The organism is Ruminococcus flavefaciens AE3010 (assembly GCF_000526795.1).
GTDB lineage: Bacteria > Bacillota > Clostridia > Oscillospirales > Ruminococcaceae > Ruminococcus > Ruminococcus flavefaciens_D.
The window spans coordinates 2,794,044-2,808,596 of the sequence record NZ_JAGT01000001.1; the positions used below are offsets into that span (position 1 = coordinate 2,794,044).

Below are 14,553 nucleotides of genomic sequence, written 5' to 3' on the forward strand. Positions count from 1 at the left end.
CCTTACTGGTTAACGATGTCGTTGCCGTACTGATAGATCTTGCAGAACATATCAACAACGTCGCTCATTGTGTCCATAGGAGACTTGAGCATATACTTGCCGATGCTCTGGAGCTTGATGTCGAGGTCATACTTATCAGCAGTCATTTCGATAAGCTCAACGAACATAAGTGAGTCGCTGCCGAGGTCTTCCTGTGGGTTTGTGTCCATAGTGATCTCGTCCTTTTCAACTTCACACTCTTCTGCGTAATAATCAAAGATCATGTCCTTGATTTCCTGTCTGATTTCTTCTGTGATCTCTCTCATGATAAAATCCTCCATCAATAATAATCTTGTCTTTTCCCTTTCAATGGGGCTGCTTGTTTATATATGAAAACCTACACGTTCTCAGCATACTTCCTCGAGAGTGTAAATTTTACATATTCTGCTTACACGTGAGAACTTGCTCACTGCGCCGTTTGCGCTTACGTCGAAGAACTCGGTTACGCCAAGCTCTTCAAGCTTTTTGACAGCCAGATCCCAGCGGATAGGTGTATATACATTCAGCTGGTTTTCTTTCATTATCTGCTGTCCCTTTGTCATTATCTCTCTGTCGAAGATAGAGAGTATAGGATATTCGGGATCGCTGTATGCTATTGAGCCGCAGAAATCCACGTACTCCTGTGAGTACTGCTTCATTATGGGGTGGTGGTATGCTACGCCTGTACCGAAGCTGAACGCCTTGATAGCGCCCTCGTTCTGGCAAAGCACCAGTGCCTCTTCTACTGCGTCGGCACGTCCGCTGACCATTACGTGGAATTTGGAGTTGCCGCTTCCGATGATGATTTCATCGGGTGAGAACTTGTCTTTGAACATTTCCTCGATGTCGCTGTACGAGAAGCCGATAACTATTCCCATGTCAAGCTTCTGGTCGTTCCTTTCAAGGCAGCGCATAGTGGAACGGTTCATCATAATGATGTCCTGTGCGAATTCGTAGGGCACAGAGCCGAAGCAGCCGCTTATGCTGACTATTCCCGAGCTGTAGCCCGCACCGATGTCGGGGATTATGCCCATGTCTATGTAGTGCTCGTAAACTACTCTGTCGCAGATGAGTGAGATTATCCACTCTGCCACTCTTCCGTCGTAGGCTTTGTTTTTTTCAAGGTCCTTGTTCAGACCCAGTCTGCCGAATGCAGCTTCCATGTAATATTCATACTTATCCATGAGTTCGGGCGGCAGCTTTACGAGAAGCTTTTCGGGCTTTGAACCGATGCCGTTGAACAGGAATGCTCTGTTGTACATCTATTATGCTCCTTACTTATTAATACACCAAATACATCTTATCACCTATTTTACACGCTGTCAATAGAAAAGAAGCCCTTTTGGAAATGTTTGGGAAAAACCATAAAAATAGTTTGACCTACCAATAACTTTTTATAAAATAGTCCGATTATACTGGCAGTAATTTTCAAAAGCTCGCTTGGGCGTGTGGGTAAAGGCTCTGCAAAATGGTAGAATGTTGCAAGATATGGTCATTTCGTGACCATTTTGGTTCATTTGATTGCATTGGCAGTATTGCATAAAAAAGCCTTTCCGTTTGTGGAAAGGCTTTTGAATTCAGTCTTTGGAAAAATTGTAAGTCTTTATCGGCTTTTCCATGAAAGGACTGTGCCGATAAGTGCTGAGAATGATGTCGGGATAAACATTTCAAACAATGCTTTGATACCGACAGAACCGGCGGTAAAGAGCAGCGTGCTCCGACGTCCCCCTGAGTCTGCCGATGTAGTTGGATCTGTTGTATACCTTTAATGTATGATTGACCTGTCTGCTCCTCAGAGAGAAGCTGTATATTACCTGACTGCTGCTTTTTTCTCGGGAGCTTTGATGAGCTTTGCCTGGAAAAGAGCTGCTCCCACAGCACCTGTAACTATCGTACATACTATCATTTCGACCAGTGCGTTTACTCCTACAAAACTAATAATGAATGGAATAACGCTCTTGCCTTTCATAAGTCCCTGAACGTACTCTGTATTTCCGAAGAGGAACACCAGTGACAGCATAAAAAAGGCTGTGTTCATGAGGGCTGTGCAGAAGCCTGTGATAAAGCAGGCGATGCGGACACCTGTGAGCTTTGAGACCCACTGGAAGATAAGTCCTGCAAGAAAACCGTCAAGCAGACGCGGTACAAAACGCTGGATAAATGCAAACGGGAGATTGATATCTACCAGTATTGCTCCCATACCGCTGAGCACTCCGATTCCGAAGCACTGCAAGAAGCTGAATATGCCAAATACTCCTCCGATAATGGCTCCGCCTACGGGACCGAGCGAAATGGCAGCTATTGCGATAGGTATGATATTCAGGGTTATTACCAGCGGACCTATTGGTATGGAACCGATGGGGGTAAACGAGAATACCGCTACGATCGCTGTCAGCAGACCGAGCAATACCATGCTTTTGGCGTCGAACTTAAAACTTTTCATTTTCAAAATTCCTCCTTGTTACTACTCCTCTTGTGAGGATATAATACAATAACAATATAATACCATGTTTAGCACAATTTGTAAATAGCCCAATCCTCCAGAAAGATGTTAACAAGAAGTTCATGATTAGTGCTTATTGCACAAAATTCGACTGCTTGTATAAACAAATCGCACAAAAGCTTTACTGACGGTATTATTTGAGGCTAATATCAGGAAACTGCCCGTTTTGCCGCGAGTCACCCCGCTTTTTGAGTTGCGTTGACTTGAAGATGTGATACTTTGTTGAACATGCTGTCGGACTGCGAAAAAAAGCTTGATTCCGCAACAAAGTGCACAAAAGTGATAAAAAAATTTCTAATTATTAGTTAATGTTAAAATATTGCAATTTGTATACAGTTGTGTTATAATTAATGTGCAAAAGTCTGTAACTATATCCCGACGCGGACAGGCTCGGGAAGTTTTTACGGGGATTGTGGAAATATATAGAAACAGAAAGGACGGAATGACCATGAAAAATTCAATGGGGAAGCGCCTGTTAAGCGGCGTTACCTCGGGACTTCTGGCTGTGATGTACACGGTGCCGTCAAGTATGGGTATCCCGGCTTATGCCGATGAGACCGCCGCTGACGGACTTCCGATAGTCAACACGCCCTATGAGGAGTCTATGTGGTACAGGGGAAATCCGCTGGGCGTAGCAGGTGACTTCCATTTGTTTGCTTTCGATACTATCGAAACAATGAATGACAGCGCCCATATCAACGGCAATATCGCTGCACCAAATTATCTTATCGGTGCAAACCACGGTCAGCTCAACACAGAGGGAACGGGACGGCTTCTCAATGTCGTAAGGGATTCCTTCAAATTCAAAGAGGGCGGCAATTATGATACCGCTGCAAAGAACGACGGAAGAAAAGGCTTCTCGCTGGGTAATATGAGCGATTTCATGTTCCCTGCGGACTGCACTCTTTCAACAGGCTACCCAGAGGGCAATCTCACTTATCCTCAGGATACCAGCGGAGCTGTAAACCTCAGAGTTCCGTCGGCTGATTACGTGATAGAGCTCTACACAGGCGGTGTTGGCAAGGCTGAGAGTTATATAGCTCATGCAGGCAGCAATCTCATCGACTTTGACAAGGAAAAGGTAAATTACCAGAATATGTCAAAGAAGTATGCCGCACTTGACGATACCTATGCCAAGGTCAACTGGGAAGCCAATCCGAATTACAACGCTGACGACCCCAACAATCAGCAGGCAGAGTTAGGTACGCTCATGCTGAACAGCGAGGGTACGAATGTACTCCACCTTACTGCGGATCAGCTTGACCGCTATAAGGGGCTTGTAGTTGCAGGCATCAATTATAAGGACGGCACTTTCTATGACGATCAGGTACTGGTAGTAAATATAGATCTTCAGGGCAAGTCAAAGCTCAGCTGGACTCCCGAGTGGACCTACAGAACTATCGAGGATCCCGATAACAAGGTAGAGATCGCAGAGACTCAGAGTGCTCTTCACGGTACAAATATCATCTATAACTTCTTCAATGCTGCCGAGGGCGGTACACAGATCATTTATAACGAGGGTACTTCATGGAGCGAAGGCGAGATAGGAAGCGGCGGTATGGCAGAGCCATGGGGCTGCGTTCTTGCTCCCGACTGTGATGTAGTGCCCAACAATATGAGCGGTACTATCATCGCACAGAATATCCGCCTCCACAACGAGACACATATGTCTCCCTTCATGAATCCCGTTGCCGAAAAAGAGACTATCGACGTTTCAGCAAAGAAGAGCTGGAGTGACGGCGAAAGCAAGCACACCGGCGACGAGGTAGAGGTAACACTTTACCGTGCTGACAAGGCAGGTCTTGCAAATGTAAGCGCTGACGCTTCCGCTGTAAAGCTGGATACCAAGGTGCTCAACAGCACAGGCGACTGGACAGCGAAGTGGACAGAGCTCCCCAAGGACGACGGCAAGGGCAATACTTACTTCTACTATGCAGTAGAGGAAAATGTTCCCACAGGCTATGACGTTTCATACACAGGAAACGGCGTCGGCGGCGGAAACAGATCTATCGGTGTTACAAACAAGCTTGAGGAAGTCCTCACAAAGGTAAAGTTCGTAAAGTACAACGACACTATCAAGATCACTTCCGAGACCGACAGCACTATCACTACAGAGAGCGCCAAGAAGAAGCAGGAGGGTGCAAGGTTCACACTTACTGCCAAGAACGTTGAGGGCGCTAAGCTCAATGCGGGCGTTACTTCAAACCTCGACAACGACGGCGAGGGTACTCCCGTATATTCCGAGGATTCCATCACATGGCTCACAGGAACTACCGATATCGAGTTCACAGGTCTCCCTTACGGAGTCTATGTTCTCTCAGAGGTAGCTCCCGCAGGCTTCAATCCAATCGACGACATAGAGTTCAGACTGGACGGCACAGGTATCACTCCATCAAATCCCGATAATAAGGATATGATAAGAAAACTGGGCGACGGAAGCACTGAGATCGATGTTGTCAACGAGCTCTTTGAGCTTTCTATCAATAAGGTTGACGAAAACGGCGATGCTCTCGTCGGTGCTCGTCTCAGACTCACAGGTAAGACTAAATCAGGCGAAGATGTGGACATGACAAACGTCAAGGCTCGTGACGCAAAGTACTATACTGCTGACGGCCGCAGCCATGACGAGGGCGAAAAGCTGGAGTTCTACATCAACAATCTGAAGAGGAATTCCGCTTTCGAGTGGAACTCAACAGGCTCGGAGATAGTATTTACAGGTCTTCCAGAGGGCGATTACACCGTTGAGGAGGTAAGCGCTCCTACAGGCTATGTTACTTCGACCGAGGTCGTAAAGTTCACCGTATCGAAAAAAGACGGCAAGCTTGTATCCGACAAGGAAAAGGACAAGGTCGTAGTTACAAACAAGAAGAATGATTCTTCTATTAAAATAAGTAAGGCTGACGTTGGCGGCGAGATCGTTCAGGGCGCTGAGTTCACTCTCACAAAGAGCAGCGGCGACAAGCTGGTACAGGTCATCACCGATTATTCCGCTGACGAGATCAAGGCTATGACTTCAATGAGTCCTGTCCTTGAAGCAAACAAGAAGAACATCACAGTAAACGATGTTACGGACGGCATGGGCTACACACTCAGCGGTCCTACATTCAGAAACGTTACTGTTGACGGAAATGCTGTTTCCGATGAGCAGAACGTATACAAGACAACAGGCAAGGCTTCAGGCACAAAGCTTGAGATCGCAGGCATACTGGGCGGTACTTACAGGCTGGAGCTTGAAGACGGCAGAGTATTCAATATAGTAGCTGACGCTGACGAGGCAATTGCTCCTAAGGTAACTGCTTTCAAGGCTGAACAGCTCAGCGAATACAAGTTCACAGGCGGTGTGGCTGATATAGCAGGTCTCAGCGACGGCGATTATGTACTCAAAGAGACTGCTTCACCCAACGGCTACACAAAGGTAGATTCAGAATTCACATTCACTGTCAAGGACGGCGCAGTTGACAAGTCAAGCGTCAAGTCCGAGACAACAGGCGCAATAAAGACAGCTGAGGACGGCTCACTGATCATCACGGATAATATTTCCGAGATAACCATTGACAAGTACTTCGACTCAGACGGCAACACAACTCCTTCGGGCACAACCGACGGCGCAGACCTGAAGCTCACATTCAAGAAGGCTTCCGACAAGGCTGTTACAGTTATCAAGGACGCCGACACTATTGCAGAGGGCAAGTCTGCTGAGTGGAACACAAAGACAAGCGCTTCCAAGACCTTCAAGGGCCTCATGGACGGCGAATATGTTCTCGAAGAGGTAAAGGCTCCTCACGGCTACGAAAAGGCAGCTTCAAAGACATTTACTATCGAGGACGGCGTTATCAAGGGCAATGCTTCCAATAAGGAAAGCCTCCTTAACGTAAAGAAGAACACTATCATACTTGACAAGCAGGCTCTCGGCGGAACACCTATCCCCGAGGAAGCAGGCAAGGCTAAGTTCACTCTTATTGCAGGAGAGGGCACAGACCTGAGCGGTGTAAGCATCAACGACGGCACAGAGCTGGGCGCAGACGTTAAGTCTTCCGAGTTCGACGGCAACGTTGCTACATTCATGGGTCTCAAGGACGGTACATATACCCTCAGAGAGGATGCTGCTCCTACAGGCTTCTCAGTAGTAAGCGATTTCACATTCACAGTAAAGGACGGCAAGGTAACTGACGTATCTGCTGTCACAACAGGCAAGGCTTATGTTGACGAGAACGGCAAGCTCGTAGTCGAGGACGCTCCTATACTCAATATCAGCAAGACTGATCTTGGCGGCAAGGAGATAACAGACGGCGCAGCAGAGTTCACACTCACAGCCAAGGACGCTGACGGTTCTCTCGCAGGTGTTAAGGTAAACGGCGGCGAGGCTCTCGGCGATACAAAGTCAACAACATTCACAGGCAACACAACAAAGATCGAGTACCTTAAGGACGGCAAGTACTCACTGAAGGAGGACACAGCTCCCGCAGGCTACTCAACAGTATCAGAGTTCACATTCACAGTCAAGAACGGTGTCGTAACAGAGTCAAGTGCTGTTACAGACGGTGTTGTTGAAGTATCAAAGGACGGCAAGACTGTAACAGTCAAGGACGCTCCCATAATCACTATCAACAAGACCGATCTCGGCGGCAATGACGTTCCCGAGTCGGCAGGCAAGGTGGAGTACGAGCTCACAGCCAAGGACAGCACACTTGAGGGTGTGAAGATCAACGGCGGCGACGCTCTTACAAGCACAGATAAGTCTGCAAAGATCGTCGGCAACATCTCAACTCTTGAACACCTCAAGGACGGCAGCTATTCTCTCAAGGAGACAGTTGCTCCGGACGGCTATACAGTTGTATCAACATTTGATTTCACTGTAAAGAACGGCGTAGTTACAGATGTCAAGACATCAACAACAGGCGATGTGGTAACAAAGTCCGAGGACGGAAAGAAAATCACTGTTGCAGATGACATCTCAAAGATCACGATCGACAAGAAGGCTCTCGGCGCTGAGGAAATTCCCGCTTCCGCAGGTAAGGCAACATTTGTACTTACAGCAGAGGACGAGGGCAAGACTCTCGAGGGAGTAAAAGTAGGCGATAAGACACTCACAAGCGAGGACAAGTCAACTACATTCACAGGCAACAGCACAAAGTTCACAGGCTTAAAGGACGGCAAGTACAGTCTTGAAGAGACAGTAGCTCCCGACGGCTATACAACAGTTACAAAGTTCACATTCGACATCGAGAACGGTGTAGTAAAGAACGTTGAGACAGTAACAGACGGAAATGCTTACGTTGACGAAAAGGGCAACCTTGTAGTTGAGGATAAGCAGTCCGTTATCACAATTGACAAGAAGGCACTTGGCGCTGAGGAAATTCCCGCTTCCGCAGGTAAGGCAACATTCGTACTTACAGCAGAGGACGAGGGCAAGAACCTTGAGGGAGTAAAGGTCGGCGACAAGACACTGACAAAGGACGACAAGTCCACAACATTCACAGGCAACAGCACAAAGTTCACAGGCTTAAAGGACGGCAAGTACAGTCTCGAAGAGACAGTTGCTCCTGACGGCTATACAACAGTTACAAAGTTCACATTCGACATCGAGAACGGTGTAGTAAAGAACGTTGAGACAGTAACAGACGGCAACGCTTACGTTGACGAAAAGGGCAACCTTGTAGTTGAGGACAAGCAGTCCGTTATCACAATTGACAAGAAGGCACTTGGCGCTGAGGAAATTCCCGCTTCCGCAGGTAAGGCAACATTCGTACTTACAGCAGAGGACGAGGGCAAGACTCTCGAGGGCGTAAAGGTCGGCGACAAGACACTGACAAAGGACGACAAGTCCACAACATTCACAGGCAACAGCACAAAGTTCACAGGCTTAAAGGACGGCAAGTACAGTCTCGAAGAGACAGTTGCTCCCGACGGCTATACAACAGTTACAAAGTTCACATTCGACATCGAGAACGGTGTAGTAAAGAACGTTGAGGCAGTAACAGACGGCAACGCTTACGTTGACGAAAAGGGCAACCTTGTAGTTGAGGACAAGCAGTCCGTTATCACGATCGACAAGAAGGCACTTGGCGCTAAGGAAATTCCCGCTTCCGCAGGTAAGGCAACATTTGTACTTACAGCAGAGGACGAGGGCAAGACTCTCGAGGGAGTAAAGGTCGGCGACAAGACACTGACAAAGGACGACAAGTCCACAACATTCACAGGCAACAGCACAAAGTTCACAGGCTTAAAGGACGGCAAGTACAGTCTCGAAGAGACAGCTGCTCCTGACGGCTATTCAGTAGTTTCAAAGTTCACTTTCATTATGGAGAACGGCGTTGTTACAAAGGTCGACGCTGTAACAAACGGCAGGACTTCAGTTGCTGAGGACGGAAAGACACTCGTTATCGAGGACGCTAACTACGTAAGCATCAGCAAGAAGGACATCTCAGGTGAAGATGAGATAAGCGGAGCTGCACTGGAGCTCACAAACTCCGACGTTGACTGGACTTCAATTATCGAAGCCAACAGCGGCGATAAGGACTTCACAAAGGTTTACGACAGCGACAAGAACATTATCGGTATCCAGTGGGTATCAGGCGATACTGCAAAGATCGTTCAGGCACTCAAGGACGGTAAGTACAAGCTGAAGGAAACAGGTGACAAGTTCACAAGCGGCGGCAAGGTTTATGACGTAATCACTTCCGAGCTGGAGTTCACTATCAAGAACAGTAAGATAGTTGATGCATCAGGCAAGGATATCAAGGCTGAGCACGACAAGACATCTGCTGACGGCTACTACTTAGTAGACAAGGCAGGCAATGCTATCGAGGTATGCGATGCTCAGGCTACAACAACTACAACTACAACTACAACTACAAGCACAACTACAACAACAAGCACAACTACAACTTCTACAACAACTACCACTACCACAACAACAACTACAACCACAACAAGCACTACTACAACGACGACTACAACTACAACAACTACCACTACCACAACAACAACTACTACCACAACCACAACCACAACTCCAACAACAACTTCTACAACAACGACTACACTTGCTAAGGTCAATATCAATAAGGTTGACGACCTGAACGGCAAGGAGGTCAAGGGCGCTAAGCTCACTCTCGTAGGAAGAGATGCTTCCGATACTCCTATCACATTCGTGGACGGTCAGCTCAATGTCGGCAAGGGCGGCGAGGCTATCAACAGCGTTGGCGGTGCTCTCGTATGGCTCTCAGGTGACGAAAAGACTGTAGTTACAGTTCAGGACGGTACTTATGTACTCGATGAGCTTGCAGCTCCTAACGGATATGAAAAGGCTACAAGGATAACATTTGAGGTCAAGGACGGTAAGGTAGTAAAGGGCGGCAAGTCTGCGGATACAGTTGAAATGGTAGACAAGATAATCGTTACCACTACAACTACAACAACGACTACAACCACCACCACAACAACAACAACTACTACAACTACCACGACTACTACAACTACCACGACTACTACGACCACAACAAGCACTACGACTTCAACCACAACTACTACAACACCTACAACAACCTCTACTACAACAACTACACTTGCTAAGGTCAATATCAACAAGGTAGACGATCTGAACAGCAAGGAAGTTAAGGGTGCAAAGCTTACCCTCACAGGTAAGGACGCAAGCGACAAGCCGATCACCTTCAAGGACGGTCAGCTTACAGTCGGCAAGGGCGGCGAAGCAGTCAACAGCGTTGGCAATGCTCTCGTATGGCTCTCAGGCGACGAAAAGACAATAGTTTCAGTTGCAGACGGAACATATACACTTGAAGAGCTTGCAGCTCCGAATGGATATGAGAAGGCTACAGCTATCACATTCGAGGTCAAGGACGGCAAGGTAGTAAAGGGCGGCAAGTCCGAGGATACAGTTGAAATGGTAGACGAGATCATCGTTACTACTACAACAACTACAACGACGACTACAACTACCACAACAACAACTACTACGACAACCACGACCACAACATCAACAACAACTACCACAACTACTACGACCACCACAACTACAACTACATCAACAACTACTACGACCACAACTACTACAACAACTACAACTGCTGCAGCTACAACAGTTACTACAACTGTTACAGCAGCTGTAAAGATCGACAAGCAGGACGTTTACGGTGCTGAGGTCCCCGGCGCAGAGCTCTCTATCTCAGGTAAGGATAAGAGCGGCGAAGCTGTGGAATTCAAGGACGGCGACATCGAGCTTGGCGAGGGTGCTGAATTTGTAAGAAAGACAGGCACCGCTGCATCATGGATCTCAGGTACTTCCGCTACAGAGATCAGGCTTACAGACGGTAACTACACTCTCCATGAGGTAGCTGCTCCTACAGGCTATGTTGTAGCAACAGATATCGTATTCGAGATCATTGACGGCAAGGTGGTTTCAGTTGACGGAAAGGCAACCTCTGAGCAGACTATCATTATGATAGACGAGGCAGTTGTTACTACTACAACAAAGAGCCGTGTAGACGGTATGGACGTTTCCAGAACCACTACAACGACTACAACTACAGATACAACAACTACAACAACTACTACTACCACAACAACAACGACTGCTACAACTACAACAGATACTACAACAACTACTACTGTTCCCGAGACAACTACAACAACAGAGGAGACCACAACTACAACTGCAACAACTACTGCTACTACAACAACAAAGGCATCTACCACCACAAAGGGTAAGATAGCTACAGCAAATTCTCCTAAGACGGGCGTTAAGGGCATCAGTGCAGCACTTGCGATACTCGCACTTGCAGCAGGCGGCGCTTTCGCAGCTCGTTCAAGAAAGAGAAACGACGACTGATATTTCTGAGATAATATCGTTTATCAAAGGCTGTCGGACAAAGGTCCGACAGCCTTTTTCTTATATTGTCCCCACACTGAGGGAGCAATAATTATTTTTTTGAAAAGTACTTGTAATCATGAAGGATATTTGATATAATATTACTGTATCATGAATTTTTGGAGGTGCATTATGAGTTCTGACCCTTATGGGAATTTGAATAATATTCCACGCTTCGGCAGACGATAATGCTCTCGCCCTTTGCCGAAGTGAATTTCGGCGAAAGGAGCAGGGATGGTCTGCGCCGTGTGCAGGCTGCTCCCGAAATGATATGATAAACTTTTACAGTTACATCAACGGTTCGCTGTCCCAGTGCGAAGCTCCGTCTGCTGGCTGCTGGATATCGGTTATTGATCCGACTCCAGTAGAGGTGAAGGAGCTTATCGAGGACTACGGTCTGGACAGCGGCTTCGTTAAGTCCGCACTCGACGAGGAGGAGTCATCCCGTATCGAGCGCGAGGACAACCAGACTCTCGTTATCATAGATACTCCTGTATCTGCTGTTGACGAGGACAAGACCAAGAACTTCTATACCCTGCCTATGGGTATAATTGTTACGGAGGAGTACGTTTTCACTATCTCTATCCGTGAAACACAGATAATAAGCGAGGCAAAGAGAGGCGGCATACGCAATCTCCGCCCCGATTTCAAGACAAGATTCGTGCTTCAGCTGCTGCTGAGGATATCTGCTCTGTTCCTTACCTACCTGAAACAGATCGATAAGATATCATCGGCTGCCGAGCAGGAGCTCCACGACGCCATGAAGAACGAGCTTCTCATGCAGCTCCTTGCATTGGAGAAGTCTCTCGTATATTTCTCTACTTCACTCAAGGCTAATGAGGCGACTATCGAGAAGATATTCCGCGGCAGAGTAATAAAGCTCTACGACGAGGATCAGGATCTTCTGGAAGACGTTCTCATCGAGATGAAGCAGGCTATCGAGATGGCAAGTATCTATTCGGGAATCCTGTCCAGTATGATGGACGGCTTCTCGTCCATAATCTCAAATAACCAGAATATCGTTATGTGGCGACTGACTATCGTCACTATCATACTTCAGATACCCAATATCATGTTTGCGTTCTACGGTATCAATACCAATGATATACCGTTCAACTATACATGGGTGGCCCTTTCGCTGACCGCATTCCTCACAGGAATAACGGCGTTTGTGCTGCTGAAATGGAAGAAGAAATAGCTTGTAGGGGCGGATATTATCCGCCCTTTTTAATTTGGGATTCGGAATTGTAGGGGCTGCCTTTGGCAGCCCGCAGATTACGCATAAACTCTAATATCGCAATGTAGGGGACGGCGTCCTCGACGTCCCACACTATACGATAAAATTAAAAATGACACACTGTAGGGACGCGCATTGCGCGTCCGCAGGTCGCATTACGAACATGTTGAACCAATGTAGGGGCGCATTCCGTGCGCCCGTAATTTTTATTTGGATTTTTATTCGGGCAGGTGACACTCGCCCGCTAAAATCACCGCCGAAATCAACGGGCGGATAATATCCGACCCTACAGGCTAATGGCTAAGGGCTAACGGCTCGGGCGCACAGTGTGCGCCCTGCTCAATATATTAGCAAAAAATGGATTTACAATTCAGTACAAGTGTGGTATAATAATTATGTATACATATTTTATGTAAAGGACGGTCCGTATCATGTCTAAAAATTATGATGTTATTATAGCAGGCTGCGGAGCAGCAGGTCTCTACGCAGCTATCAATCTCCCCAAGGAGCTGAATATCCTTATCCTCTGCAAGCGCGACCTGCCGCTGTGCAATTCCTCACTGGCTCAGGGCGGTATCGCAGGTGTGTACAACTCCCCGTCGGACAATATCCAGTACCACCAGAACGATACCCTTATCGCAGGAAGCTTCAAGAATAACGTTGAAGCCGTTCATACTCTTGTAAGCGAGGCAGCTCAGGATATCGAGCATATCATCAAGCTGGGCGTGGAGTTCGACAAGAACCCCGACGGTACATACCACCGCACCCTTGAAGGCGGTCACAGCCACCACCGTATCTTCCACCACGCTGACGCTACAGGCAAGGAGATAACTTCAACTCTCCTTGAAAACGTTCAGAAGCTCAGCAACGTGACCATAATGGAAAACACGATAATGTGCGGCGTCAAGCGCACAAAAACGGGCTATTCCGCATTTCTCAAGCTGCCCGATGACAGCTACGAGACCTGCAACTGCCACTTCATGATACTGGCTACAGGCGGTATCGGACGTGTATACCAGTTCACTACAAACTCCGCTATCGCAACAGGCGACGGTATCACCTTCGCTTACGAAATGGGCGCTAAGATAAAGAACCTCAGCTATGTGCAGTTCCACCCTACAGCGTTCAACAACCGTGCTACCCGCGAGTGTTTTCTTATATCAGAGGCTGTCCGCGGCGAGGGAGCCTATCTCCTCAACTGCAAGAAGGAGCGCTTCATGCACAACTACGACGAGCGTCTGGAGCTTGCTCCCAGAGATGTAGTTTCCCACGCTATCGTCCTCGAATCACGCAAGCAGAATTCTACGGACTTCTATCTCGACATAAGCTATAAGGACAGCGAATTCTTAAAGAACCGCTTCCCTATGATATACAAGAACCTGCTGGAGCAGGGCTACGATCTCACAAAGGAGCCTGTGCCCATATTCCCGTGCCAGCACTACCTTATGGGCGGTATCGACGTTGACAACAACTCCGAGACCAGCCTGCCAAACCTCTATGCCTGCGGCGAATGCTCCCATACGGGAGTTCACGGCAGCAACCGTCTCGCCAGCAATTCTCTCCTTGAAGCTCTTGTTTTCTCACGCCATGCGGCAAACGATATAGCTTCAAAGATAGCCGACGCACCCAAGGACTTTGAGGAGGCTGAATTTGACGAGCACAAGGGCGCTCCCCGTATACCCAAGGGCGTCCGCACGGAGACAAGAAAGATACTCCAGAACTGCTACTTTGTAATACCCGATAAAAAGGCTGCTGCCGAGGGCTTCAAGCGTGTCAAGGAGATACGCGACGACCTTATAAACGGCGGCTACTTCGTGGACGCGGACTTCGTTCTTGCAAAGTCTATCGTTACAGTTGCTTACATCATACTCGGAGAGGTAATGCAGTAAGCTTTCATCTTTGATCTTA

General features: G+C 47.6%; 6 protein-coding genes. 3 read left to right on the forward strand and 3 right to left on the reverse strand.

Annotation, left to right across the window (positions count from 1 at the left end; all coding sequences use genetic code 11):
* Window positions 1-2: 2 nt before the first annotated feature.
* The 3 genes from N774_RS0112390 to N774_RS0112400 all read right to left on the reverse strand — a co-directional run bounded on the left by N774_RS0112390 (window position 3) and on the right by N774_RS0112400 (window position 2,461).
* On the reverse strand, window positions 3-305 hold the full coding sequence (locus tag N774_RS0112390; RefSeq protein WP_024861539.1) for an acyl carrier protein: 303 nt from the start codon (window positions 303-305) through the stop codon (window positions 3-5).
* A gap of 81 nt (window positions 306-386) precedes the next feature.
* Window positions 387-1,280, reverse strand: coding sequence for a malonyl CoA-ACP transacylase (locus N774_RS0112395; RefSeq protein ID WP_024861540.1), 894 nt, complete (start codon window positions 1,278-1,280; stop codon window positions 387-389).
* Between the two features lie 548 nt (window positions 1,281-1,828).
* Window positions 1,829-2,461 (reverse strand): ECF transporter S component, encoded by a 633-nt coding sequence (locus tag N774_RS0112400; protein ID WP_024861541.1) that lies wholly within the window; start codon window positions 2,459-2,461, stop codon window positions 1,829-1,831.
* A gap of 508 nt (window positions 2,462-2,969) precedes the next feature.
* Between N774_RS0112400 and N774_RS19215 the strand changes: the two genes are divergently transcribed.
* From N774_RS19215 to N774_RS0112415, 3 genes are all read left to right on the forward strand, one after another.
* Window positions 2,970-11,369 carry a SpaA isopeptide-forming pilin-related protein gene (locus tag N774_RS19215; RefSeq protein WP_024861542.1) on the forward strand — a complete coding sequence of 2,800 codons (8,400 nt, stop codon included), beginning with the start codon at window positions 2,970-2,972 and terminating at the stop codon, window positions 11,367-11,369.
* 310 nt (window positions 11,370-11,679) lie between these two features.
* Window positions 11,680-12,606 (forward strand): magnesium transporter CorA family protein, encoded by a 927-nt coding sequence (locus tag N774_RS0112410; protein ID WP_024861543.1) that lies wholly within the window; start codon window positions 11,680-11,682, stop codon window positions 12,604-12,606.
* Between the two features lie 470 nt (window positions 12,607-13,076).
* Window positions 13,077-14,534, forward strand: coding sequence for an L-aspartate oxidase (locus N774_RS0112415; RefSeq protein WP_024861544.1), 1,458 nt, complete (start codon window positions 13,077-13,079; stop codon window positions 14,532-14,534).
* Window positions 14,535-14,553 lie beyond the last annotated feature (19 nt).

Excerpts from the sequence above, each read along its gene's own strand:
- N774_RS0112390 (WP_024861539.1), bottom strand. The coding sequence starts at position 305 with ATGAGAGAGATCACAGAAGAAATCAGACAGGAAATCAAGGACATGATC.
- N774_RS0112395 (WP_024861540.1), bottom strand. The coding sequence starts at position 1,280 with ATGTACAACAGAGCATTCCTGTTCAACGGCATCGGTTCAAAGCCCGAA.
- N774_RS0112400 (WP_024861541.1), bottom strand. The coding sequence starts at position 2,461 with ATGAAAAGTTTTAAGTTCGACGCCAAAAGCATGGTATTGCTCGGTCTG.
- N774_RS19215 (WP_024861542.1), top strand. The coding sequence starts at position 2,970 with ATGAAAAATTCAATGGGGAAGCGCCTGTTAAGCGGCGTTACCTCGGGA.
- N774_RS0112410 (WP_024861543.1), top strand. The coding sequence starts at position 11,680 with ATGATAAACTTTTACAGTTACATCAACGGTTCGCTGTCCCAGTGCGAA.
- N774_RS0112415 (WP_024861544.1), top strand. The coding sequence starts at position 13,077 with ATGTCTAAAAATTATGATGTTATTATAGCAGGCTGCGGAGCAGCAGGT.